The organism is Flavobacterium acetivorans (assembly GCF_020911885.1).
Taxonomy (GTDB): Bacteria; Bacteroidota; Bacteroidia; order Flavobacteriales; family Flavobacteriaceae; genus Flavobacterium; species Flavobacterium acetivorans.
The window spans coordinates 2,406,026-2,429,813 of the sequence record NZ_CP087132.1 but is presented as its reverse complement, the minus strand read 5'-3'; the positions used below and the strand labels follow the sequence as shown (position 1 = coordinate 2,429,813).

General features: G+C 31.5%; 21 protein-coding genes. 12 read left to right on the top strand and 9 right to left on the bottom strand.

Annotated elements, in window-relative coordinates:
* Positions 1–76 precede the first annotated feature (76 nt).
* From LNP19_RS10595 to LNP19_RS10560, 8 genes are all read left to right on the top strand, one after another.
* Positions 77–943, top strand: coding sequence for an FRG domain-containing protein (locus tag LNP19_RS10595; protein ID WP_230061896.1), 867 nt, complete (start codon positions 77–79; stop codon positions 941–943).
* A gap of 171 nt (positions 944–1,114) precedes the next feature.
* Entirely contained in the window at positions 1,115–2,137 is a 1,023-nt protein-coding gene (locus tag LNP19_RS10590; RefSeq protein WP_230061895.1) for an alpha/beta hydrolase family protein, read from the top strand.
* A 737-nt stretch (positions 2,138–2,874) separates the two neighbouring features.
* Positions 2,875–3,498, top strand: a complete 624-nt coding sequence (locus tag LNP19_RS10585) for a CatB-related O-acetyltransferase (protein WP_230061894.1) — start codon at positions 2,875–2,877, stop codon at positions 3,496–3,498.
* Between the two features lie 621 nt (positions 3,499–4,119).
* On the top strand, positions 4,120–5,142 hold the full coding sequence (locus LNP19_RS10580) for a virulence RhuM family protein (RefSeq protein WP_230061893.1): 1,023 nt from the start codon (positions 4,120–4,122) through the stop codon (positions 5,140–5,142).
* Positions 5,143–5,395: 253 nt separating this feature from the next.
* Positions 5,396–6,058 carry a hypothetical protein gene (locus tag LNP19_RS10575; RefSeq protein ID WP_230061892.1) on the top strand — a complete coding sequence of 221 codons (663 nt, stop codon included), beginning with the start codon at positions 5,396–5,398 and terminating at the stop codon, positions 6,056–6,058.
* Between the two features lie 354 nt (positions 6,059–6,412).
* Positions 6,413–6,646 carry a hypothetical protein gene (locus tag LNP19_RS10570; RefSeq protein WP_230061891.1) on the top strand — a complete coding sequence of 78 codons (234 nt, stop codon included), beginning with the start codon at positions 6,413–6,415 and terminating at the stop codon, positions 6,644–6,646.
* A gap of 3 nt (positions 6,647–6,649) precedes the next feature.
* A complete protein-coding gene (locus LNP19_RS10565) occupies positions 6,650–7,417 on the top strand; it encodes a nucleotidyl transferase AbiEii/AbiGii toxin family protein (RefSeq protein ID WP_230061890.1) in 768 nt (255 codons plus the stop codon).
* A 668-nt stretch (positions 7,418–8,085) separates the two neighbouring features.
* Entirely contained in the window at positions 8,086–8,442 is a 357-nt protein-coding gene (locus tag LNP19_RS10560; RefSeq protein WP_230061889.1) for a hypothetical protein, read from the top strand.
* Between the two features lie 342 nt (positions 8,443–8,784).
* Here LNP19_RS10560 and LNP19_RS10555 read toward each other — a convergent pair whose 3' ends face one another.
* Together LNP19_RS10555 and LNP19_RS10550 are read right to left on the bottom strand one after the other, a co-directional pair.
* The gene (locus LNP19_RS10555; protein ID WP_230061888.1) at positions 8,785–9,588 is read right to left on the bottom strand and encodes an Abi family protein; all 804 of its coding nucleotides are present in this window, start codon (positions 9,586–9,588) and stop codon (positions 8,785–8,787) included.
* 282 nt (positions 9,589–9,870) lie between these two features.
* The gene (locus tag LNP19_RS10550; RefSeq protein WP_230061887.1) at positions 9,871–10,473 is read right to left on the bottom strand and encodes a master DNA invertase Mpi family serine-type recombinase; all 603 of its coding nucleotides are present in this window, start codon (positions 10,471–10,473) and stop codon (positions 9,871–9,873) included.
* 125 nt (positions 10,474–10,598) lie between these two features.
* Between LNP19_RS10550 and LNP19_RS10545 the strand changes: the two genes are divergently transcribed.
* Complete coding sequence (locus LNP19_RS10545; protein ID WP_346432226.1) at positions 10,599–11,459, top strand: TaqI-like C-terminal specificity domain-containing protein; 861 nt, start codon at positions 10,599–10,601, stop codon at positions 11,457–11,459.
* Here the strand turns inward: LNP19_RS10545 and LNP19_RS10540 are convergent.
* The 3 genes from LNP19_RS10540 to LNP19_RS10530 all read right to left on the bottom strand — a co-directional run bounded on the left by LNP19_RS10540 (position 11,456) and on the right by LNP19_RS10530 (position 17,316).
* Positions 11,456–15,205, bottom strand: a complete 3,750-nt coding sequence (locus LNP19_RS10540; RefSeq protein ID WP_230061886.1) for a DUF7149 domain-containing protein — start codon at positions 15,203–15,205, stop codon at positions 11,456–11,458. The genes LNP19_RS10545 and LNP19_RS10540 overlap by 4 nt on opposite strands.
* Positions 15,206–15,590: 385 nt before the next feature.
* Positions 15,591–16,472 (bottom strand): hypothetical protein, encoded by an 882-nt coding sequence (locus LNP19_RS10535; RefSeq protein WP_230061885.1) that lies wholly within the window; start codon positions 16,470–16,472, stop codon positions 15,591–15,593.
* Between the two features lies 1 nt (position 16,473).
* Positions 16,474–17,316 (bottom strand): HipA family kinase, encoded by an 843-nt coding sequence (locus LNP19_RS10530; RefSeq protein WP_230061884.1) that lies wholly within the window; start codon positions 17,314–17,316, stop codon positions 16,474–16,476.
* A 187-nt stretch (positions 17,317–17,503) separates the two neighbouring features.
* Here LNP19_RS10530 and LNP19_RS10525 point away from each other — a divergent pair, with 187 nt between their 5' ends.
* Positions 17,504–18,034: an RteC domain-containing protein gene (locus tag LNP19_RS10525; protein WP_230061883.1), complete on the top strand. Its 531-nt coding sequence runs from the start codon at positions 17,504–17,506 to the stop codon at positions 18,032–18,034.
* A 109-nt stretch (positions 18,035–18,143) separates the two neighbouring features.
* On the opposite strand, the gene LNP19_RS10520 is transcribed toward LNP19_RS10525, so the two are convergent.
* The 3 genes from LNP19_RS10520 to LNP19_RS10510 form a co-directional block, all read right to left on the bottom strand.
* Positions 18,144–18,710, bottom strand: a complete 567-nt coding sequence (locus LNP19_RS10520; protein WP_230061882.1) for a hypothetical protein — start codon at positions 18,708–18,710, stop codon at positions 18,144–18,146.
* A gap of 278 nt (positions 18,711–18,988) precedes the next feature.
* Complete coding sequence (locus LNP19_RS10515; protein WP_230061881.1) at positions 18,989–19,882, bottom strand: hypothetical protein; 894 nt, start codon at positions 19,880–19,882, stop codon at positions 18,989–18,991.
* Between the two features lie 39 nt (positions 19,883–19,921).
* Positions 19,922–21,175, bottom strand: coding sequence for a S41 family peptidase (locus tag LNP19_RS10510; RefSeq protein ID WP_230061880.1), 1,254 nt, complete (start codon positions 21,173–21,175; stop codon positions 19,922–19,924).
* A 214-nt stretch (positions 21,176–21,389) separates the two neighbouring features.
* On the opposite strand from LNP19_RS10510, the gene LNP19_RS10505 reads away from it, so the two are divergent.
* Both LNP19_RS10505 and LNP19_RS10500 read left to right on the top strand, forming a co-directional pair.
* Positions 21,390–22,514 carry a sensor histidine kinase gene (locus LNP19_RS10505; protein WP_230061879.1) on the top strand — a complete coding sequence of 375 codons (1,125 nt, stop codon included), beginning with the start codon at positions 21,390–21,392 and terminating at the stop codon, positions 22,512–22,514.
* Positions 22,511–23,215 carry a LytR/AlgR family response regulator transcription factor gene (locus LNP19_RS10500; protein ID WP_230061878.1) on the top strand — a complete coding sequence of 235 codons (705 nt, stop codon included), beginning with the start codon at positions 22,511–22,513 and terminating at the stop codon, positions 23,213–23,215. Before LNP19_RS10505 ends, LNP19_RS10500 begins: the two co-directional genes overlap by 4 nt.
* 138 nt (positions 23,216–23,353) lie before the next feature.
* On the opposite strand, the gene LNP19_RS10495 is transcribed toward LNP19_RS10500, so the two are convergent.
* Positions 23,354–23,728: a cupin domain-containing protein gene (locus LNP19_RS10495; RefSeq protein WP_230061877.1), complete on the bottom strand. Its 375-nt coding sequence runs from the start codon at positions 23,726–23,728 to the stop codon at positions 23,354–23,356.
* Positions 23,729–23,788: the final 60 nt, after the last annotated feature.

The window sequence follows — 23,788 nt, the reverse complement described above, 5'->3', positions numbered from 1 at the left end:
GGCAAATCCGAAAATAAGGCTTAATTTAACCCCAAACCACTTGTAGCAAGGGAACGTTGTGTAAAATACTTCAAAAATGACGAAAACATTAACAATAAGAATTAAGAATTTCAAAGATTTATTAGAATTATCTTCTCTTCCTTTTTATTGGAGAGGACATTCTAATGCAGAATGGCCACTTCAAACAAATCTTGAAAGACAAATTGATAAAACATCATGTGTTCCATCAAGTGAACTAAGAATTCTAAGAGAATTTAAGAGAAAGCAGCATTTGTATGAATCTTCAAAAGATATAGTAACGAATGATTTTGAGCGTATTGCTAAAATACAACATCATGGAGGTCCAACAAGACTATTAGATTTTACAAAATCGTTACTAGTTGCTTCATATTTTTGCACTGAAGATTTTGATGATAAAAATGACGGTGCAATTTGGGGCATAAATATTAGTAATGTTAATGGTGCTCATTCAAATCCAGAAGTCGAAAAAATGTTAATTGAGTTAATCTTTGGACAATCCAGCGATTTGTTTTCAAATTATTTAAATGGAAAGCTAAAAGAACAAACAGTAGTTTTTATAGAACCTTTTTTACTTAATCATCGTCTTCAAGTTCAACAAGGTCTTTTTGCTATTCCTTTGGATGTTAATATTCGATTTATTGATAATTTAAACTCTCTATTTGGTATTAATATTAATGATGAATTATCAAAAAACATAATTGATTTCAATCATGAACCATTAAACATGGCTGAGGATTTTATTAAATTTTTTGAATGTTCAGTAATCAAAATAATTATTCCAAAAGAAGTGAAAAGAGCAGTCAAACTAAACATTAAAGGGTTTGGTGTAAAAACCGAAATGATTTATCCAGACATAGATGGGTTTTGCAAAAGCTTGGTGTCAAATTGCGAAGATCATTCTTCAACTTTTAAATTCGAATAGTACTGTACACAACAGCTAAGTTTTCGTTGCGTGCTTAGCACGAACAGCAAAACGACAGCGAACGGACGAAGTAATGAAATGAAATTCAAGGCTATCAAAACGAAATAAAAACCAGCTGTAAAGCTTATCAGTTCGATCGCCATCAGATATACTGACGTTGGCAAATATATTATGAGAAAACTACAAACGACATTATTCCTATTTCTTTTTATCCAATTAAGTTTTGGGCAAAAACTAAATATAATAAATAATCAAGCAATTCAATTCAGTATAAAACAAGAAAAGGACACTGTTAATTTTATATTAATTGACACTAAATTAGATCAAATAAAACCAGTTTTTTTATTTTGTCAAGGTTCTTTACCAATGCCATTATTCGTAAAACCTGAAAAAGAAAATACGTGGATGATTGGAGGTGGAATAACAAATTTCGACCTAGATGAAATAAAAAAGAACTATCATTTAGTTGTAATTTCAATGCCAAAAACCCCAGTAATTGTTGCCGAAAAATACCTAAATAAATCGTACTGTTACATTCCAGATGAGAAAGAACCTAATGAATTTGATAAAGAATATGTAAAGACAGATTTTTTAGAGAATTATGAAAGTAGAGCAGAAAAAGTTTTAACTTTTTTGCGAAAACAAAAATGGGTAGATAATTCAAAATTAATAGTTGCTGGACATTCTCAAGGTTCAAAAGTGGCAACATTAATTGCTTTGAATAACAAGAAAGTTACACATTTGGGATTATTTGGTCCAAATCCATTTGGTAGAATAGACCAAAACATTAGACATTATAGAAAAGAAGCTGAAAGAAAAGAAATTACTTGGCTAGAAGCTAATGATAAAATTGAAAAGACCTATCAAATGTATAAAGACTCTTATGATAAAGATTCTTTAATTAAAAAACCTTATTTATTAGCTTGGAAATCATTTTCAAGACCTTTGCTAAATGATTGGCTACAAATTAAAATACCAACTTATTTAGCATATGGCACAAATGATATTGCTTCAGATCTATGTGATTTAGTTCCTTTATTTTATATCCAAAACTCAAAAAATAATTTAACATATAAACGATATTTAAATTTAGAGCATAACTTTTTTGAAGTTAATGAAGACGGAACTGCAAATTACGAAAAAGAACATTGGAAAGAAGTTATGAATGAATTTATAAATTGGACAAAAAAATAAATACATCTGCCTACAGCTCAGGTTTCGAGGTCTTGAAAAGCCAACACCCGAGCGACAGCGAACGGACGTAGTAATGAACCCGCGGTTGAACGGAACCAAACCTAAAGTTGTGAAAAGTGAGAAGTAAGTTGTGAATAGTTAGGCAAAATCAGAGTAAGTTTCCACTGTACCCCCGCCCTTATATTTTTATCCTAGAAAATCCGGGCAAGGATTTGAGCGTTGGCCGGCGGGAGTGACCCCCGAGTCGAGTGTGCAACACGAGCGGCTGGGGTCGCGATAGGGAAATGCTCCCGAGATTTTCGGCCCCGATGGCGATCGGGAGCAACTATTCAGGCTTGATTTTTTTGTTACTTTTTTTATCAAGGAAAAAAGTAAAAATAGCTGCTATCCCCTACTCGTTATAATATGTACGTCAAGCCATCCCTTATGAGGTTTACGATAAATGAGTAAGAAGAATTTCAAGAGGCCTTTGCGCCTCTTTTATTATGCTCTATAATTAGGATTACTAGCAGTAAAACTATTGAAATGTAGATCTATATAAGCACGAAAGGCCTGCGGTGAATTAAAAAGGCTTTTAATGATTTGTAAGAAAAATTGAATATATTTGAAATATAATAATGCACGATGTTTATCACTACAATCTAACCAAAATTAGGTGTATAATAGCGACCACGTCATTACTATATACTAGTTGTGCGTCATTTTAAGACCGACCGTAATCAAATAAAGAAAACTTTATGACAGGACCAAATAAAGATATTAAATTCCCACTTGACAATTATGACAGACTTTGCTTTTTGAAGAATGTTATTAAAAATCCAAATATAATTGTAGGCGACTTTACGTATTATGACGATTTTGAGAATGTTGACAACTTTGAAAAAAATGTAAAATACCATTTTGACTTTGTCGGCGACAAATTAATAATCGGAAAGTTTTGTATGATTTCTTCTGACGTGAAATTTATAATGAATGGTGCAAATCATTTGACAAATGCTCTGACAACTTATCCGTTTGCGATTTTTGGAAACGGTTGGGAAAACGCAATGGACAATAAATCTTACCCACAAAAAGGTGACATAAATATTGGTAATGACGTTTGGATTGGCTACAATGCAACAATAATGGCAGGAGTAACAATTGGAGATGGAGCAATTATTGCGACAAATTCGACAGTTATAAAAGATGTTGAACCTTATTCGATTGTCGGAGGAAATCCTGCTAAGGAAATTAAAAAGCGATTTTCCGAAGAAACAATTTCAAAATTATTAGAACTAAAATGGTGGAATTGGGACATTGAAAGAATAACAAAAAACATTCAAAACTTGACAGACAACAAAATTGACAAATTAACCGAATAAAAAAAACGAACGCACAACAGCTAAGTTTTCGTTGCGTGCGCAGCACGAACAATGAAAGCTGTGTTGAACGGAACCGGTCACTGGCAGGTACTATGGAGTTATCGTAAAGTTTTGAGAGAGAATGTCAAGAGGCTATCGAGCCTCTTTTTTTATGGTCTGTAATGAGGTATTACTAGTGGTAAAACTACTGAGATGTAGATCTATGTAACTGCGAAAAGCCTGTAACAAATAAAAAGTCCATTTGATGATTTGTAAGAAAATTTGAATATATTTGAAATATAATAATGCGCGATGTTTATCATTCCTTCATTTAAATCCAAAAGTTTAAAAACAGAAAAAACAGAAAATAATTTACTCTAAATTTGCTTACCCTCCTTACCCTAAAAAATCCCTCACTAAAAGCAGGTATTTTGTTAATAACAATATACTTTTTAAGGGTTTCATTTGTTTACTTCATTTTGCTTTTTAGTATGTTTGTAGCTAAGACTATTTACTGCCATATTGGAAAATAATCTTTAAAAAAGAACAGCTACTTTCCCAATTGTGTACACACTGTATGCACAATTGAGTAAGTGTGATTGTAGGATCAAGTCTAAAAAATCATAAAGAAACAAAAACACAATGAGTGATTTAATGCCAAATAACAATAACTTCATTCTATACACCGCTCCAAACGGCAATGTAAAAATTGAAGCCTACCTACAAGATGAAACCATTTGGCTGACCCAACAAAAAATGGCAGATGTTTTTGGCGTAACCAAATCAACTATTAGTGAACACCTTAGCAACATTTACGAGAGTAGCGAATTAGAAAAAGAGGCAACCGTTCGGAAATTCCGAACAGTTCAAATCGAAGGCGAACGCGAAGTAACTCGTAATTTAGAATACTATAATCTCGATGCCATCATTTCGGTTGGTTACCGTGTCAATTCTTCCAAAGCAACCCAGTTTCGTATTTGGGCTACTAAAGTTTTAAAAGAATACATCATCAAAGGTTTTGCTATGGATGATGATAGATTAAAACAAGGCACCACAGCCTTTAGCAAAGACTATTTCAAAGAATTGCTCGAAAGAGTTCGCTCTATCCGTGCCAGTGAACGTAGAATTTACCAACAAGTTACCGATATTTTTGCCGAGTGTAGTATTGATTACGACCCAAAAGATGAAATCACCAAAAGCTTCTATGCTATGGTGCAAAACAAATTCCATTTTGCCATTACAGGTAAAACCGCTGCCGAAATCATTTACCTAAAAGCCGACAGTTCCAAACCACAAATGGGATTAACCACTTTTAAAAACGCTCCCGAGGGTAGAATTTTGAAATCCGATACGGCTATTGCTAAAAATTACCTCGAAGAAAAAGAAATAAAACAACTGGAACGTACCGTATCGGGCTATTTCGACTATATCGAAAACCTAATCGAACGCCAAAACTCCTTCACCATGGAAGGCTTAGCAGAAAGTGTAAACAAATTTTTAAACTTCAACGAATACAAAGTTCTAGAAGGCTTCGGTAAAATATCACACCAGCAAGCGATTAATAAAGCAGCCAAAGAATACGATACCTTCAACAAAACGCAAAAAATAAACTCCGACTTTGATAAGCAAATCCAAGCATTGAATCTGAAAAATAAAAAGAAATAGTGTTTATTAGCATAATTAAATGTTAGAAATATCTAATAATATAAAAAATGAATTAGTTGAGAATAGGTGCTGAAATATTAGAAAATGAAATAATTGAACGTTATCCTGGTGTTCTTGACATAATGCTTTGTGACCATACCACAAAAAAAATATTTTTTGGGCTACTGAAAATTACCAGCATCTTGGAAAATCATATAGTTTTGATTCTCAAATTTTACCAGAATTAATTACAGGTGAAAATGGTAATATCATTATGCCTCGTGTTCACAAAAATAAAGCTTTACAGCTGTCTCGATTTACAGCATTAAAATTTGATAATGTAACTTTAGATAAAATTAAGCCAACCAATAATAAGTGGTTTGCAGATAATAAACTTATAATCGAAGTTGCAGAGCAGTCTGAAGAAGATCGATTCAAAAGGAAGCGGGAAATATACAGACAATTGAAACAGGCTTTGAAGAACAATGGAAATCAGATTGATAGTCTTTTTTTTCAAGCTCGAGAAATGGAATCCTACAGAAATGAACTCAGACAGTCTAAAAATTACAGTTTGAGTGATAAAATAATTATGACATTTAGCAGGTTTAATGATTATGGTCTAAATTGGATAAAACCGGTAATAATAGTTTTCTTTCTAACATTATTCGTGTATGTTATAATCCTTGCCGGCATATCGGATAAAATTCTATTTTCATTTTCATGTGATCCTTATGATATTAAAAATACATTTGAGGTCTTCATGACGAATTTTAAAACATTTTGGAATTTATTTAATCCTGTCAGAAGAACGGACTTAACTTATGGTAAGACAATTCAAACAGATTGGATTTATTTTATTGACTTATTGCATCGTATATTTTTAGGAATTATGATTTTTCAAATAATTAAGGCATTTAGAAAGCATGTGTCTAGTTAGAAAAGCATACTTTTATTTAGACCTATATTAGGATATGTATCTGATTTCAAAAAAGGCTCAGATTATAAAATCGAGCCTTAACTTTTCAACTTACACCCTTTTTGGGACAGTGTCGCACAAAATCCTCGTTTAGTCCAAGTAGTCCTATACTCACATCTTTGTTTGCTTCATTTCGCTAATGACTATCTCCACAGCTGCTATTAGTTTTCTTTCTAGATTACATTAAGTCGTTAAAATCAAAGAAGTTAAACTTTTTTATAGTAATGCACTATATAACACTAAATTCAGTATTTTTGCATAGTGAAACAGTCAGTAAACATAGCAACAATTTTTCCCAAACACTTGTTTTGGGATATGGATCCTAGTAAACTTAATCTTTCTAAAGATAAGTCTATTATTATACCAAGGGCTTTGTATGCAACAACTCCAGATACATTTGAAACAGATATTCTAAAATTAGAAGAATTATATTCTACTAAAGACATTGTTAAATACTTAAAATTAACAACAGAGAGTATCAGTAACAAAGTTTGTATAAGTGTGGCAAAAAGATACAATGTAAAACCTTTTCTTCGTTTTTCGCTATAATTCATGAAGGCAGTTACTCCAGCAATAATAAAAGCCATTATAGAATTACAAACATTACCAACAGTATCAAAATTTACTTTAGGGGGTGGTACAAATCTAGCATTACAATTCAATCATAGAGTTTCTGATGATATTGATTTCTTTTACGATGGAATAATTGGCAAAGAGGGGTTTAAAAACATCGAAAATGAAGTCAAAAACTACTTTGGTACAAAAACAAAAAGCTTTGACGATCCCTGTGATATAAACGACCAATATTGCTTTCTGCGTTTCTTTCTTGATTTAGAAGATGGTGTAACTATAAAAGTAGAGATGCTTCAAAATATGAAGAATTTGTTTGAGGTAGAAGTAAATCAAGGAATAAGTTTACTTTCAAAAAGAGACATTGGTTTGTTCAAATTAATCAGCACCTCAAACCGTTCTACCAAAAAAGACATTTATGATTTAGACTTCATAACCGATTCAATTTCATTAATCGATTTATATGAAGACTTAAAAGTCAAAACACTTAAATTCAATAAAGAAGAAGATAAAACAATATTTGATTTAAGCAAAAATAAAACCCCGATTGACAATCCCGAATTATTATTAAAATTTGACGATAATTCCGATTATTCAAAGTTTCCATCACATACAAATGATACTATACAAATCATCGAGGGAAGCAAAACTTGGATTGAAGCAAAAATAAGTTGGCGTTCAAAAGTAAGAAGATTGTACAGCCATTTAGGCAAAGATTTCCCAGGGCCAAAAGGAATAAAAATCAAATAACCCAAAAAAAGAAATAGGAACGCTATCTCCCATCTGGTGCTCGTTTGCAACGCGACTCATTTATATACATCAGCCCCCCGCTACCGCACGAAATGAAATTCAGCGAAGCTAATCCTTTCGTGTGGTTCGTGATTAAATTGCATCTTCTAAACTTGAAAAGCGCATTTGTTGGCGAGAAATTCCGGTGATGTGTTGTCCGCTCCACTAAGTGTTCGTCTCTACGCTAGGCAAATGTTTCATGCATTTTCTTAAAAATACCTTTAAAAGCCGTAAGCATAATAAAAGTTTCCTGACTTTTTCCGTGAATGTTTTTAAAACTGAATGAAGGTATTACGTCTTCTAAACTTGAAAAACGCCCAGGCTGGCGCAAGCGTCTCGCTTGTGCCCACAAAGAAAATCAATTAAGTAAATAATCCCAATGATACAGAATTGTAAACCCTCGATTCGCCGCGGCAGAAGTAGGAAATTTAGAATGCATTTAATTACCTCTTCTAAACTTGAAAAAAAGCATTTGTTGGCGGAAAATTCCAGTGAGGTGTTGCATTCTTAAAAATAAGAATAATCTTCTTTTTGTATTAGTATTTTGTTATATTTGAGGGTAGTAACGGAGGTTTTTTATGAACTGACGTTGGAAGAAATAATTCGCCACTTAACAGAAAACACAATAAATGAAAAAATATTTATTCTTGCTTTTTTTGTCGTTGACTTTTAACATCGTTTTATCTCAAACTGTTTACATTACAAAAACGGGTAAAAAATACCACGATATTAATTGTGGTCATTTAAAATACTCGTCAATAAGTGTCGACTTAGGACAAGCAATAGAAAGAGCATATGAAGCATGCAAAGTTTGCAAACCAAATAAAGACCAAACTGCAAATGGTAGAAGTAGTTTTCTTGATAACAAAAATATAGAAAGAATTCAAAGCTCAAGTTCGTCAACACAATGCGCTGGAAGGACAAAAAAAGGCGCAAGATGCAAAAGAATGACAACCAACCCAAGTGGAAGATGCTATCAACATTAAGGAATTCTTTTAAAAGCTGAGTTTGCGCAGCCTATGTAATGTGACATTTGAGCGACAGCGAACGGACGAAGTAATGAAAAACCAGTGTTGAACGGAACCAGAAGTTGTGAATAATGAGTGGGATTTTTGGTTTATCCCCAGCTACCGCATGAATCCTTTCGTGTGATTCGTGATTAAAGTACAAAATTTGTGTAAAAACTAATAATTATGAGTAGAAATTATAAATTTCACAATCCAGAGGGATTGTATTTTATTAGTTTTACTCATGACATATTTATTGTTTTTTATAGGTATTCGTGCATCCGCTTCGCTCAAGTGCAGTGGTAGGTTGGTTGGATGTATTTACGAGGAATGAGTATAAAGATTTGTTTTTAGAGAATTTAATTTTTTGTCAAAAAAGCAAAGGTTTAGAAATTCATGCTGTTTTGGCACATCAACTATCCATGGGTTTGGCGGTGTCCTCAATAATTTAGGGTTTCCGGGTAAGTTCCTGTTCCACAAGCGAGAATGGTGAGCGCAATAATTTCGTATCTGAGCAATTGACTGCAGCCAACTTGGCAAATAGGTGTGATTGACTACCCCATATTCTTTAGCAATAATGTCTTTAGACCTAACATTGTGTTTAAGGTTGCCATATAATTTAGACAAAGCACCAAAACTAGTCTGCTCTAAAGATTTCCAAGCAGGAGGAAAACGTAAATCATCCTTATGTTTTCTGTAATGATTCTTTATAGTTTCATCTTTGGTGCGTTCAAGCTCTTCCTCAAGACTGGATAAAGTCTTCACTAGAGCTTTACTGTCATTAAACAAATCAAAATTTTGGAACCACCATGGGCTTATCTCATGCGACAAATGGTAAATAAGTTTTGTACGTAAGCTTATTTCAATTTTTTCAATAACGTCAAACAAAAGTATTTTTAGCTCACCATCAAAGCAATATAAAGCGATAACATCTTCAAACTTACTGTTTTCTTTAAAAATATGATGTTCTTTATCAGATTGCATAGAATACCAGTACTCTCCCAATCGATAATAGCTAATATGTGAAAGATGGTGAGCCGCTATGGCTCTATTCTTTATAATTAGTCCCCTTTTAAGTAATTGATCTATTTGCTTCTCAATGGTTGTCGGTTTTTTCTCAAACATAATATAAAAATATACCCTGCTAATCTACAAAAAAATGTAGAAAAAGCAGGGCTAAACTATAATTTAAAAACCTCTATAAAGCAAAAGACACACCCTGGGACGCTGTATCTTTGATGAAAAAGACCTATCGCGCGGTGTGTACTGTTGCAACAAAAATACAACATATTACCAATTTACCAAACAAATGAGCCGTTTTTAGCATTATTTTAATAGTGAATCAATTAATCTATAAGAATAAATATAAAAAAATAAATAATCATTTTTATTCTGAAATAAAACCACTCAATTTAACAATCGATTATCCTTCACAAAACTCGATACTGTTAACCTATGTGCACCCAAAATTCTACCAATACCACTATAAGATATTTTTTTTTTCAATAGCTTCTTTATTTCTTCCTCCTTACCTGTAAGTTTCAATGTACTGGATTTACTACCTATTGGTCTACCTAAAATTACACCTTCTGCTTTTTTTCTAGCCAAAGCTTCTTTTGTTCTTTGCGAAATTAAATTACGTTCTATTTCAGCTGATAAACCAAAGGCAAAGGCCAAAACTTTAGAATTAATATTGTTCCCTAGTTCATAACGCTCTTTTATTGTAAAAACCTGTATATCTTTTTCCATACAATCATGAAGAATTTTCATTATCTGCATTAGATTTCTTCCCATCCTCGAAAGTTCTGATACAATAAGCACATCTCCCTTTTTCATTCTGTTTAGTAAATGTCCGAACTTTCTCTGCTCCAATTTCTTGGTAGCACTAATGGTTTCTTCAATCCATTCATCAATTACTATGCTTCTTTCCTTTGCGTAATTTTTGATTTCAAATTTTTGATTTTGCGTAGTTTGTCTGTCTGTACTTACGCGAATGTAGCCATAGGTCATGTTGAATAAATTAAATATTAATAAGTTTTAAATGTACATTTTCTGAAGTAAGAAAATATATAATTATCACTATCTATTAATGTAACCACTAATCCAGCGATTATTTTAGTCAAAAATCAAGCTTAATCGTCTTTAATTCAGAAAGCTGGACAGTTTTAAGCCCTATTGAATTAGATATAAAGAAAAAAGTAGAAATAATAGGTACTCCGCTGAAAAATTGGGACATTAAAATTTACAGAGGAATTTTAACAGGATATAATGAAGCATTTATCATAGATGAAAAGACTAAAGATGAATTAGTACAAAAATCATCTTCAACAGATTTAAGCGAAATTATACGACCGATTTTAAGAGGCAGAGACATTCAAAAATATAACGCAGATTGGCAGAATTTATATTTAATTAGTACATTCCCAAGTTTAAAAGTTGAAATTGATAATTATCCCCAGATTAAAGAATATTTACTTTCTTTTGACTATGATAGATTAAAACAAACAGGTGAAAAAGGTGCTAGAAAGAAAACATCTAACAAATGGTTTGAAACACAAGATCAGATAGGTTATTGGAGAGATTTTGATATGCCAAAAATTATTTGGAAAAGGATAGGTTCGGCAATAAGGTTTTCTTATGATGAAAGTAAAGTTGTTTGTTTGGACAGTACTTGCTTTGCTGTCGGAACAGATTTGAAATTTATATTAGGGTTTTTAAATTCGACAATCAGTAAAAGGGAATTATTAAATAATGCTCCAAAGACAGGTACAGGCGATGTTATCACTAGTGTTCAAGCATTAGAACCTTTGTTAATACCTAAAATTGATGAGTATCAAAAAAATCAAATTATTCAATTAGTTGATAAGTGTATAGAGCTTTCAGGTAAAAAATTTATTAATGAAATTTCATTAATAGAAAAGAAAATAGATGAAATATTTTACAATGCATATGGTTTTAGTGATGATGAAATTAAGTATTTATCAACTCCTTTCTAGCTAATTGAAATGTAGCCTATTTTGTTAATTTCGTGTTCGGTTAGATTATATAATCTAAAGATCATATAATCTATTTCTTTTTCTAAGGAAATGGTAGAAATATTTTCTTTTTTTAGTTTTTCAATTTCTATAATTATATTTTTAAAAGTTTGATTACATTCATCATTAACTTTTATTACTGGAATTTTGTCGAAGAAAATCTTTCTTAACTCGCGAGTTCCTCCTTGTAATTCAGGGAAATTATCGCGAAAGCAGAACTTAAATAAGCTTGAATTGAAAAAAGCAGTTAAAAATTCAATGTTTTTGCCTGTAATTATAAATCCCTTATCGTTAACAAAATAGCCTTTAGTATCATAAATGAAAGGTAAGTATTTTGTCATATTAGGGTAAATAATTTTTGGTTGATCGAATTCTTCAATATATGCACAATTTCTTAAGTTTGTCCAATGATTACCTTTATCAAATCTATTTTCAATTTGAGGGCAGTACTTTTTAAGATGTTCAAAAACAGCGGGATAGTGATTAATAATATCTATGTTTTTAATTTTTAATTCCTTAATTCCATTGTGAGAGTTAATCAAGTATAAATTCTGCCAATCTGCACTATATTTTTGAATGTCTCTGCCTCTTAAAATCGGTCGTATAATTTCATCACAATTAGGCGATTTAGCAATCAATTCATTTCTAACTTCTTCTTCAATAATGAAGGCCTCATTGTATCCAGTTTTGATTCCATAGTTTATTTTAATATCCCAATCTTTTAAAGGAATACCGATATTTTCTATTTTTCTCTTTATTTCCTGCTCAATAATACTGAGTACGATCCAACTTGTTGATTTAAAATCTATTATACTGAATTTTTGACTAAAATAATCGCTCATATTATTTATGCTATAATCTTTCTCCAAAATACAAGCATTTGTTTTACCATCATAAATTGATTTTTTAGCAATTAAAATATTAGTATCAACAGTTGCAGTATCAAAAACTTGTACACCACCGAAGTCAATTAAAATTTCAGGATTTGCTTTTTCAACGAAATATTTCCTAAGACTTTCACCATATCCGGCTCTCATCCACTTATTAGAAGTTATGAAAGTTAGCATTCCATTCTTTTTCAAAATATTAAAACCTAATTCATAAAAAAGGCTATATATGTCGCCCATTTTAGTATATGTTTCAAAACCCATTTTTTGTAACGCATTGCTTTCTTCGCCTAATTTTTGCAGCTGAATATAGGGTGGATTTCCAATTACTGTGTCAAACCCTTCAAAATCACCATCGCTATTTAAAATATCAGGAAATTCAAAACGCCACTCGAAAGCATTTTCAAATATCTTATTACTTTTTATTTCTTCAATCTCAAAAACTAATTTCGAAATGTCTGCTAAAACTATTTTTATTTTTTTGTTTCTTGCAGATTCTTCTTTTTTGCTAAGTTCAAATAAACCTGTCTGCGAAGTAAGTATCAAATGCTCGCCTTTAAGTTTATAGAGTTTAATTAATTTGGGGTCGTTAGAATTAATTTCACTTCTAAAATTGGTTTTTATCTCTCCAATTAAAGTTTCCATTTCTTTTTTCTGCTCTTTACTATCGGCATTTCGATAAGTATCAACTGCATTTTTATAAATTTCAATAGAAAGTTTACTTTTCTTTAAAGCTTCTTTAAGATTTGTATCTAGATCAAAACGACTTATTAATGAATTGCCACATTTTATATTGATATCAATATTAGGAAGTGTTTCTAATTCATTTGTATTTGATCTGTAATATGCATTTTTAAGTAATTCAATCCATAAACGTAAACGACATATTTTTACAGAATTGGGATTAAGATCAACACCAAACAAACAGTTCTCAATAATAGTTTGCTTTTCATTAAACAAAGTTTCTTGTACTCTTCTGCTTTCTTCACTTAATGGATTATACTGAAAAAAGCTTCCATCACGATCATCAAAAATCATTAATTCATCGTTCTCGATAATTATTTGATAATTTTTCAAAAGTCTACCTTCCTTATCACGTAATATCTCAAGTTTGCTTTTAATAGAAATAATTTCATTTAAAGCAGATACTAAAAAATGCCCAGAACCAACAGCTGGGTCACAAATCTTTAAACTGTTTATAATAGTATTGGCCTCCTCTATATCATACTTTTTATTTTGTAATTCAAGAAAGCTAGTACAATCCCAACCTTTAATTTCATTAAACTTTTGAACAACTGATCGACGAATAGTCTCTCTACACATATACATGGTAATAAAACCCGGGGTAAAGAAAGAACCATCCTTATAACCATTTATTTTTTCAAAAATTAATCCAAGAACCGAAGCATTAATTAAGGTTTTATTATCCTCTTGAATATCTTCGGATCCTTCACTTGCAAAATCATAAGAATCAAGAAATGAGAAAAAATAATGCAAAGCGTTCAATTCTCCTGTTCGCTTCTTTCCAAGTGAATCTTTAATTACTGTCGAATTTAATAAAGGTAAAGTTTTATTATCTTCCAATTGAGATATCGGAAACATTTGATGCTCCATATCTGTCATTTCAAAAAGGGAGCTATTCAGATAGGGAACTTTATCAAACTGCTGTACATCATCATTTCGTTCATTATTCTTTTTCGCTAAAACCTGAAAAAATAATGTATTCAGAACATCATAGTCTTTAATCCTTTGTGAATTTAAAAAAGAATAATCGCGGTTGCCTTTCTGATAAGATATCAACTGAGCTTCAAGGAGTTTTAAAAATAAGATTCTATTTACCCATGTAATAGTAAGTTCCAATGCAATAGAAAAAAGACGTTCTTCGCTGTTATTCCCATACTGTTTTGGATTTTCAACACGTGATAATTTATCCATACTATCCAACTGTAATATGACATTTTCCAGTAAAGAACCAGAAAAACGTTTATCTTTTTTATTCCGTTGAATCAGCTTTTTCCCTCCTTCTTTAGTTTCTGTTAAACCAATAATATGTAGTAACTCTGTATAAAAATTCTTATCAAGACTATTACTGTCGTTCGCAAACGAAAGTTTAAGTAAATGCTCTGGTGACAATAATTTATACAATGCAATTAATTGCTTATCATCATTTTTGTCAGCGTTCCGCAGTGGTTTATCATAACTACGGATATCAAAATGGGTATACTCTATAGTCGCCGCCAATGAAGCAATAAACGGTGCTGCGATTTCATTATAAAAATAATCGGTACTACTCCCTGATGCTCTCTTATTTTCAAAATCAGTAAACTGCTTTACAAATCCTTTATTTTCTGCAAAAAGCTTGTTAAAGAGTTGTGCATCAAAAATAAACCATTCATAAATATTAGTAACCACAAGATTTTTTAATTCTGTATTTTGATGCGTTATCCTTTCTCTCATGTAGTAATATACCAATTCATGTAATGCTTTTTTATTCGGATTGGCAATCGAAATCATTTCTGATTTATTTACTGGACTTTTTGCCTCAATAATTACGCCTACAAAACTTCCAGGCTCTCTTCCATTATGAATTACTAAATCATTACGCCCTTTAGTATTTACAAAATAGTTAGGTTCATAATACGTTTTCTTCAGAAACGCCGTAACCAGATTCTTATGAAATTCTTCAGATTCTTTTTCATTAATTCTGTCTAGCAACTGAATAAGATTGCTTTTAAATATCTCTATAAAGCTTCTGCTAGGTTTAATTTTCAAAAAAGCTTTATTAATAGCTTTTCTTGGTTCAAGAAGTGTAGTATTCATAATCTGGTCGATGCTCTTAAATCTGGTTTGTTCACCAAACTTACAAATTATAAGGGAGACTTTATAGATAAATTTAAGATGTAAAAAATCCAGCTCTTTGATATCCCAGAGGGACGGAAGCATCTTGATTGTGCCGATAAACAAAATTAATTAAGATCAGTAATCCCGATAATACAGCATTACATTCCATAACTGTCAATGAAAAAGGTACTAATCTCCCCCGATGGCTCGGAAATCTAGGTCAGCTAGCCGATAGCGCTGATTTTTAACCTGATAGCACAGAATTGCATTCCGTGAATATCAATAAAGTACGGTTAAATATTTTAAAGGACAAAATAGAAAAATATATTGTAAAAAAGAAAGGACTGAAAAGACCTTTTTAAGATTATAATGTCAAAAGGAATTCAGAGAATTTGATATTATTGGAGTTACAAATCACTTCCGTTTCTTTTTCTAATAGGTCTGGTGTAATAAAATCAAAATCCTCTTTGTAGTTTTGAACACTCAAATCAAACAAATCGTATTGTAATGTACCTTGAATTGGTTCTTCAAAAACAATTTTAATTTTTGTGACTTCAGTATTAGCCTTTTGGGCAAAGACATTCAAGGCTTCTTTTATAATTTTTGTTTCATACAAATGATGCACCACCGTTTGCTCTCCTAAACTAAAATCAACGATTTGAATGGTATTAATAGCTCCATTCTTAGTAATCAGGGGTATATGCGTTTCTTTTAGGATGCCATTGAAAGTTAAAGGGTCAAAAGTGAATTTTAGATCCGCTTTTTCCTCAAGACCTACTTTTTCAAAAGCAGGTTTTATTTTTTTAGCAAAAGTTACAACTTCTTTTTTAGTTTCAAGGACTACAACTTCACCTACAAAATTGTAATAATACTGCATGAATTTTTCGCCAGTAAAATCAAAAGGTAAAGAAGCAGGTTCCGAAAAATGCAAAATGCCATTATTGTATTTATTCAAATAAGAAATATAATCTTTAGAGAAAATCGATTTTTCAAATACTAATTCCTGTTGGTCTTTGATCAACGCTTTATTAGTCTCAGTCACTTTTTGCTTGATTTGCTGCAAAGCATTTTTAGCCATGCTCCCAATCCCAATTTTGGTAGGAGCCAATTTATCCAGTAATCCCAATTTGCTTTTAGAATAATCAAAATAAATTTCATTTCCAGTAATAGCCAATACGCCCATAACCACTTTTTCCGAAGAAATAGGATTGGTTTGAATGCTGACAATGCTAAAAAATGTTTTCATTTTAATAAATGGATTTACTTTTCAATATAACCGCTTTTACTTTTTCAATTCGTTCTTCACAAAACAAATATTCTTGTATTCGGTCCCCTAAATTAGGCGTTAATTTCCATATATCAGTTAATTGAAAAACAACAGTATCAATAACCTCTTTATGGGAAATTTTCAACAAAGGTATGAAATTATCAACAATTTCAATTATTTCTTCTTCAGCCATAAAGCGGATAAAGCTCTTGTAAAAATCCGATTGATGGAATTTACCCTGATTTTCGAAGGGCATTTTTGAATTAAAAACGCCTATTTGTTGGACTCCACCAAAAACAAACGCATGATCAAATGCCACTATTTTACGTTTATTACCAAAGTGAACAGCCAAAAGATTGTAATTAAATCCGGGGTTGATAAATCGTCCTCTATCCACATTATTAATCCATAAATCAAAAAGGGCAATTTTGATAACATCTGCTGGATTTAAAATTCGATTATAATCTCTTTTGCTTCTACAGCTTTCAAATTCGTTAATTTCTTCTGAAGGATCGATCCCTTTAGAGCCAAAGCAAATATGGTTTACACGAAGTCGTCTGTTTTTTATGATTTTACTTTTATCCAAAGTCCCCTCGGAAACTTGAACTAAAGCAATATCTGGAGTGGGGATATTTAAGGATTTCAATAGATAATGGGAGACTATTTCATACGCAAGGCAGTTAATTTCATTTGGATCAAAATCGACTAAATATTTGCAGTAATATAGATGGCCATCGTTGCATATAAACTTCAAAGGTGCATGACCGCTTGTTTTTGTCTCTTCTAATAAAAGTTCTGTTTTAACTTTTGCAATATCAATCATGCTGATTATTAAAGATTTGTAGTAAATATAGTGGTATTTCTTTAAATCAATCAATTTTAATTATGATAAAATTACCAGTATGCAATTCGGGAATTGAACAGTATACTATTTGCAATACTGAAACCCATCCGATAGATTTACAGCCCCTATTCCCAAAAAGTCAATTTGTAAATCCTAAACCATGGCTATGAAATTATTCTCTGAATCCCTAATGTCTGAACTGGAGCAACAATTAAAACTGATCCATCTGCAAACTCAAAATCCAATAGACTATGCCGAGCAGGCGATAAAGTGCAACATTCTTTATCTGGAGCAACTGAAAACCTTTTTCATCAAATACAAACGAATAAACAAAAAAGAAGAAATCGAATTCTTCCGGAACATCAAACCAAAGTTTGCGGCCAAACTCATTTATTATAACGAAATCTACGCTTTGGAAACCAATAAGCCATTGGGCTCACTAAAAACAATAGATAAGTATTATAAAGCAGAACTCCTTAAATTGAAAATCTACTTCAAACAAAACAAGGACTTCTACCGCTATTACCGCACGACTAATGACTACTTGGATAAAAAATACTTTATTAGAGCCACCTACGACCTTAAACTAATGCATGACAGCCTATACTTTCAGATAGATCACCGCTTCTCAACCTCTCACCGACTCGAATTACATGGAGAATCTATGAGAAAGAAAAGAGGAATAAACAAAGGGTAATATTTTAAGTATATTTGAACACTAATTAACAGATGAAAAAAAGTAGTTTTTGATGTAAAATGTAGGTGGTCATTTTGCTCCGGAATTAGGTGGTCATTTTGAATTGGAATCAGGTGCTCACTTTAAATTGGAATTGGGTGGTCAATATCACTGGAATTTGCACAGGAGTATAAAAAATAGTGATATTATCTTTCGGCAAATCTTTTAGCGAACTATTATAGGTCTGCAGTTTATTAAGACTGTCATTTACTTTTGCTATTTTGGCTGAATACCTTTGTGTCAAACCAGAAATATTATCTGATCTATTCAAATTACTTACTTGAACATTCAGCTTACCTACCTGCTTTTGTAATTTATCTATCCTTTGCTTGTCATACGGTTTACGATAGTAACTCACCACATAATAATAATAATAATAATCCTTGACTTCTGCCTTAATAATGTCCGTATTAGCAAAGTCAAAGCTCTGACGATCTGTAATGGTATCGGGCTTTATTTTAGGAATTATCGATCCAGGAACGGATGTTCTTCGTACCCTTGCTTCTTCATTTAATATCCTCTTAGCCTGTAGAACACCTTCACGAACCGCATTTTTAAGTGACTCTTCCGAGGGATTTTGCTGTGCAAGAACTGGCAATGTAAAAATAAGAGTAATAAATAGTAATGTTTTCTTCATAAAATATCAGATGTTAAATAATTAAATACTACAAAAACCTTATAATAAATCTATTACTACCGATCTAAAACTAAAGTTTTCAAAATTAAAGACCAATTTTATTGGTAAAATCATTTTTAAAAATACCCCAATCACTTCATTTATCTACAAGTGTAATTAGCTGTTTTTAGCTTAACCCGCAGAATAATAGACTTTGAATAACAATGATCTTTGGTATTGATTTTTAGATGGGTTTAAAATTATAAAGATAAAATTATTCCCAGATGCGACAGAACTCATTATTGAGGTCTTAACTGTTCAATGATTTTAGCGTCAACCCAATAATCTTTAGTCTCCCAATATGTACTTCCATCCTCTTTTACTTTTTCTTCTGACCTTCTAAAAAGCAAATATTTTCCGTCAGGTGTTAACCTCGCACCATTTTCTACTAATGCTGAATTTATCTTATCTCCCATATTAATAGCTGAACTCCATGAACCATCTTGCTGTCGAAAACTGATATAATTGTCAGACTTACCATATCCATCTTCTCTCTCGCTATCCCATATTAAGTAGGATTCATCAGGTGCTATAAAGGGGTGGGCGACCAATTTTCCTGAGTTAATCTCCTTGCCGAGTAGCTTTGGTTCTTCACGTTTACCGTCTTTAATCCTTGATATACGGATTCCGTCATCAGTTTTATAATCATCAAAAACAATAGTCCCATTAGCGGATATTGACAACACCATAATGCCCAAATATTTGTTGTCAAACATTGGACCTAGGCTTTTTAGCTTTGACCAACCAGAATCTGTACGTTCAATATAGTTATGCCTTGAGTATAAGATGTTGCTATTTTCAGCACCACTGGGGTGAAAAGTATATTTACTGGCTCTATAATAATTTTCTTCTTGCCGATAAACAATAACGGCAGGCTGAAAAGGGTCATTCCCTGAGTAAGTGAAGTAAAACTCTTCCATATCCAAAGAGTCCTTGTTCCCTAGTTTCCAATCTTCAGAAGTACTCTTTTTAGGAACAAAAACTTCAGGTTTTAGTCCTGGTGGCTTATACCCAAAGTATAGATTTTCGTCTATCGAAGAATTATTCTTTTTTGTTGCTGATTTCTTGGTATTGCAAGCATTTGAGAATATTACAAATACCAGTGCTAAAAGTTTAATTATGTTTTTTTTCATTGTTCAAATAGTTTTAATTACCGCCAACTAGCTTCTTTTTTATTTAATGTTTACTAGTTTCTGAATCATTGCTTTTGCCGATGCTGAACCTGAGTCTAATTCTAAAGCTTTTTGGTATGCTTTTAATGAGTTCTCTTTATCCTGATTTGCAAAATAGGCTTCCCCTAAACTATCCCAGGAATTAGAATCCTCTGGATATAATTTTACATTCTCCTGAAATACGAATAGCGCATTATCAAATGATTTGTCTTGCAAAAAACTATAACCAATTTTGTTTAAAACAGTATTTTTATTTCTTTTGAATGTTTTTTTAATAGCATCTACATAAGCATACACAAAAGCGTCTTTTTCATCCGTTTTTATGTCGGGCTGAACACCTTTTCCTTCCCAATTGGTTTTTGTTACTGGATGAATGGCTTGGATGTAAGGCATAGAAATTGTAAACTCATCGTTTAAATTAATTCGTTTGCTTCGGTTCGCACCTCCGGCTGTAATTTCACCAACTACAATAGCTTTATCTAAATGCTTTAAAGTATAAGTAAATGCTTCTGCCGCCGAAAAAGTATGTTTACTGGTTAAAATATAAAGAGGTTTGTTTGTACTTCGTTTTCCGTTTACATTTTCAAATGTGTATAGTTGTGTTTTTGTATTAGTTTTTCGCTCATAAAAATCACTTAATAAAACAGGTTTTTTATCAAAAAAATAACTCGATAATAACTGCATCATACTGGGAACACCACCTCCATTTGAGCGTAAATCGATAATGATTGCATTGGTATTGCTTAAAAAATTCATAGTTGCGACAGCTGTTTCTTCTGCATATTTTATATCTGCAAACTGACTTAAATTTAAATAACCAATGTTTCCTTGCAGTATTTTCACTTCTGTAAATCCGTAATTTATTTCGGTCATTTGCATAGCTGTTCTTTTCTCCATTTCTAATCGCTTTTCTTCCGAAACAGCAAGTTTTTCCTGAGCAATACGCTCTGGTTCAAATCGAACTTTTAGGTGCAAATCTTTACTAATACTTTGCAAATCCTCTGTTAGTCTTTTAGCGAATTCAACAGGACTTGTAATTTTCTTATAGGTATCCGATTTTAAATTTTTATCCAGTTTCATCATCATTTTTTTGGATAAATCCAAATCGATGTAAGCTACTTCAAGATGAGTTTTAATTGCCGATACCACTTCGTTTTTCTCCTTTGCATTCAATAATCGTTTAATGTCTTGTGCTACTACATTTTGCAAGGTTAAAAATAAAATCAGCAGCATTGTTTTGAGATAGGTTTTCATATTGTTTTCGTTTTACTATTTATAATTTTCAACAAACATATCGTTAAACTAAAACGGACTAAAATATTTAGCATCAACATGTCCATAACACTCACATACAATATATTTTATGTTCAAATCCGGTTTAAGCCTAAAAAAGCAGCGTTTGTGTATCTTTTAAGTGAATTGGTGCAGATTGTACTGGGAAAAAGTCATTTTTTGTTAATTTTGACTCATGATTGAATTTCTTAAAAAGTACAAAGCCTTTTTGTATGGATTACTAATCCAAAGGATTGCAGTAGTTGTGATGCTGTATTTTAATTTTATTTACATTGATGATTCTCTAACATTAGCCAATATCCTAAGTTTTATTTTTAGTTGGTTTCTAATTTCTTTGCCCATTCATTATTTTTCGTTTTTAAAAAAGCATAAAACCATTTCTCTAAAGTTGCTTGTTCTGCTTTTTGTTTTTTTTGTAATCATTATAAATGATCTGAATTCAAAAATAATTGACAATCCCATAACCTTTATCGGATTAATTTGCGTTGGATTGTCCTTTTTTGCCATCATAGCTCCTTCTTATTTCAAAAAGTACGCGTTAATTATAATGGGGTATTATAGCTTGGTTTTGGGTTATTTCTACTATCTAAGAGTATATATTAATGATATAAATAGGTACTTTGAGCAGGAAAAAGAAATAAAAATCATCTTGACAGCACCTTTTTTTGTATTGCTATTAACTTGGTTTTATCAGCAATGGAAATGGATGAAAACAATAGAATCAAAAAAAACAAAAGCCGAATTATCGTTATTGAAAAGCCAGATCAATCCCCATTTTTTCTTTAATACTTTAAATAATTTATATGGATTAGTAATAGAAAAATCTGATGATGCACCAAATGTTATTTTAAAATTATCCGACATAATGCGTTATACTATTTATATGGGAAAAGAAGATGTTGTACCGTTAAAAGAGGAAATAGAATACTTAAAGAACTACATTGAATTGCATAAAATACGATACCAAAAAAGAGTCGATATTGTTTTTAGTCATAGTCGCGAAATTGATTATCAAATTGCACCATTACTATTTATTATTCCGTTGGAAAACGCCTTTAAGCATGGTGTAGAAAGCATAACCGAAGATGCTTATATTCATATCAATATAAAAATTGATGCTGCCATACTTTATTTTGATATTGAAAATAACTTCGAAGCAAAAGAAACTTTCCAAACTGCCGGTATTGGAATACAGAATCTAAAACAGCGTTTAAAATTATTATATCCTGACAAACACAATATAAAAATTGATGTTAAAGATTCTATTTACAAATTAGAACTTAAAATAGAAATGTTATGATACGCTATTTAATTGTTGATGATGAACCTATTGCCCATCGCATTATTGAAAATTATTGCGAAAATTTGCCTTATTTAGAAAAGAAAGGAAGCTGTTATAATGCCTTTGAAGCCTTACAGTTTTTGAATGAAGACACTGTAGATTTACTGTTTTTGGACATTAATATGCCCAAACTATCAGGTTTCGATTTTTTAAAAACCCTACCCAATCCACCCAAAATAATTGTGACTACAGCTTACAAAGAATTTGCTTTTGAAGGGTATGAACTTAATGTTTCGGATTATTTGCTGAAGCCCTTTAGCTTTGACCGATTTCTAAAAGCCATTAACAAGACATTTGATAGTGCTCAAAATAAAAAAAGTAATGTTACATTACCACCAAACGAAACAGAACCAAGTATAAACAGCTTTTTTTTAAAAGGTAATAAAAAGCACCATCAAATTCATTTTGAAGATTTATTATTTATAGAAGCTTATGGGCATTATACCAAAGTGTATTTAAAGAATGAGATGATTGTTAGTCCTCAAAAAATTTCTGATTTGGAACAGTTACTTCCAAAAACTAACTTTATAAGAACCCATAAATCTTTTATAGTGGCTAAAGATAAAATCAAACAGATTGAAGGCAACAGAATACTAATTGATAAATATAAAGTGCCGATAGGACAAACCTATAAAGAAAATATTATGATGCTTTTATAATTTTATTTTTTATTAAATTACCATCATGATCAATTTTTCCTTTTTAAAAAGATATTATATAATTGAAATTCAGCAAATTGATTCATTCTTTGTTTTTTTATCTAACGTTTTTTTTTAGTGTTGCTTTTTATTCTTCATTTATATCCATTCCAATTTTTCAACAGTTTGAGGAACTTTAAGTTCACCTGTATACTGTGTGGTTTTGGGCTCGATAAGCATTACCATAACTTCTTCTCCATTTGTCCAGGGCCTGTGCTCTTCTCCTTTTGGCATTATCAATATTTCTCCAGACCTAGTTGATATTGTTTTTCCATCTTTAATATCCATAATCAATGTGCCATTAATTACCACAAACATTTCATCCTCTTCCTTATGGCTGTGCCAGACAAAGTCGTTCTTAAGTTTACAAAGCTTAATATATTGTCCGTTGAGTTCACCAATTATATGTGGTGTCCATAGCTTTTCAAACAATGAAAATTTCTCCAAAATGTTAATTGAATTTATTTCTTGCATATTCCTTTAATGTTAAAATGGTTCTGTTAAATATTTTTGGATTCACTCTGCAAGATTGAT

What these genes read in the sequence shown, in the direction of transcription:
- LNP19_RS10525 (WP_230061883.1), top strand. Translation starts at nt 17,504, where the DNA reads ATGAAATTATTCTCTGAATCCCTAATGTCTGAACTGGAGCAACAATTA.
- LNP19_RS10505 (WP_230061879.1), top strand. Translation starts at nt 21,390, where the DNA reads ATGATTGAATTTCTTAAAAAGTACAAAGCCTTTTTGTATGGATTACTA.
- LNP19_RS10495 (WP_230061877.1), bottom strand. Translation starts at nt 23,728, where the DNA reads ATGCAAGAAATAAATTCAATTAACATTTTGGAGAAATTTTCATTGTTT.
- LNP19_RS10560 (WP_230061889.1), top strand. Translation starts at nt 8,086, where the DNA reads ATGAAAAAATATTTATTCTTGCTTTTTTTGTCGTTGACTTTTAACATC.
- LNP19_RS10500 (WP_230061878.1), top strand. Translation starts at nt 22,511, where the DNA reads ATGATACGCTATTTAATTGTTGATGATGAACCTATTGCCCATCGCATT.
- LNP19_RS10540 (WP_230061886.1), bottom strand. Translation starts at nt 15,205, where the DNA reads ATGAATACTACACTTCTTGAACCAAGAAAAGCTATTAATAAAGCTTTT.
- LNP19_RS10580 (WP_230061893.1), top strand. Translation starts at nt 4,120, where the DNA reads ATGAGTGATTTAATGCCAAATAACAATAACTTCATTCTATACACCGCT.
- LNP19_RS10590 (WP_230061895.1), top strand. Translation starts at nt 1,115, where the DNA reads ATGAGAAAACTACAAACGACATTATTCCTATTTCTTTTTATCCAATTA.
- LNP19_RS10585 (WP_230061894.1), top strand. Translation starts at nt 2,875, where the DNA reads ATGACAGGACCAAATAAAGATATTAAATTCCCACTTGACAATTATGAC.
- LNP19_RS10535 (WP_230061885.1), bottom strand. Translation starts at nt 16,472, where the DNA reads ATGAAAACATTTTTTAGCATTGTCAGCATTCAAACCAATCCTATTTCT.
- LNP19_RS10565 (WP_230061890.1), top strand. Translation starts at nt 6,650, where the DNA reads ATGAAGGCAGTTACTCCAGCAATAATAAAAGCCATTATAGAATTACAA.
- LNP19_RS10570 (WP_230061891.1), top strand. Translation starts at nt 6,413, where the DNA reads ATGGATCCTAGTAAACTTAATCTTTCTAAAGATAAGTCTATTATTATA.
- LNP19_RS10575 (WP_230061892.1), top strand. Translation starts at nt 5,396, where the DNA reads ATGCCTCGTGTTCACAAAAATAAAGCTTTACAGCTGTCTCGATTTACA.
- LNP19_RS10515 (WP_230061881.1), bottom strand. Translation starts at nt 19,882, where the DNA reads ATGAAAAAAAACATAATTAAACTTTTAGCACTGGTATTTGTAATATTC.
- LNP19_RS10530 (WP_230061884.1), bottom strand. Translation starts at nt 17,316, where the DNA reads ATGATTGATATTGCAAAAGTTAAAACAGAACTTTTATTAGAAGAGACA.
- LNP19_RS10555 (WP_230061888.1), bottom strand. Translation starts at nt 9,588, where the DNA reads ATGTTTGAGAAAAAACCGACAACCATTGAGAAGCAAATAGATCAATTA.
- LNP19_RS10520 (WP_230061882.1), bottom strand. Translation starts at nt 18,710, where the DNA reads ATGAAGAAAACATTACTATTTATTACTCTTATTTTTACATTGCCAGTT.
- LNP19_RS10510 (WP_230061880.1), bottom strand. Translation starts at nt 21,175, where the DNA reads ATGAAAACCTATCTCAAAACAATGCTGCTGATTTTATTTTTAACCTTG.
- LNP19_RS10595 (WP_230061896.1), top strand. Translation starts at nt 77, where the DNA reads ATGACGAAAACATTAACAATAAGAATTAAGAATTTCAAAGATTTATTA.
- LNP19_RS10550 (WP_230061887.1), bottom strand. Translation starts at nt 10,473, where the DNA reads ATGACCTATGGCTACATTCGCGTAAGTACAGACAGACAAACTACGCAA.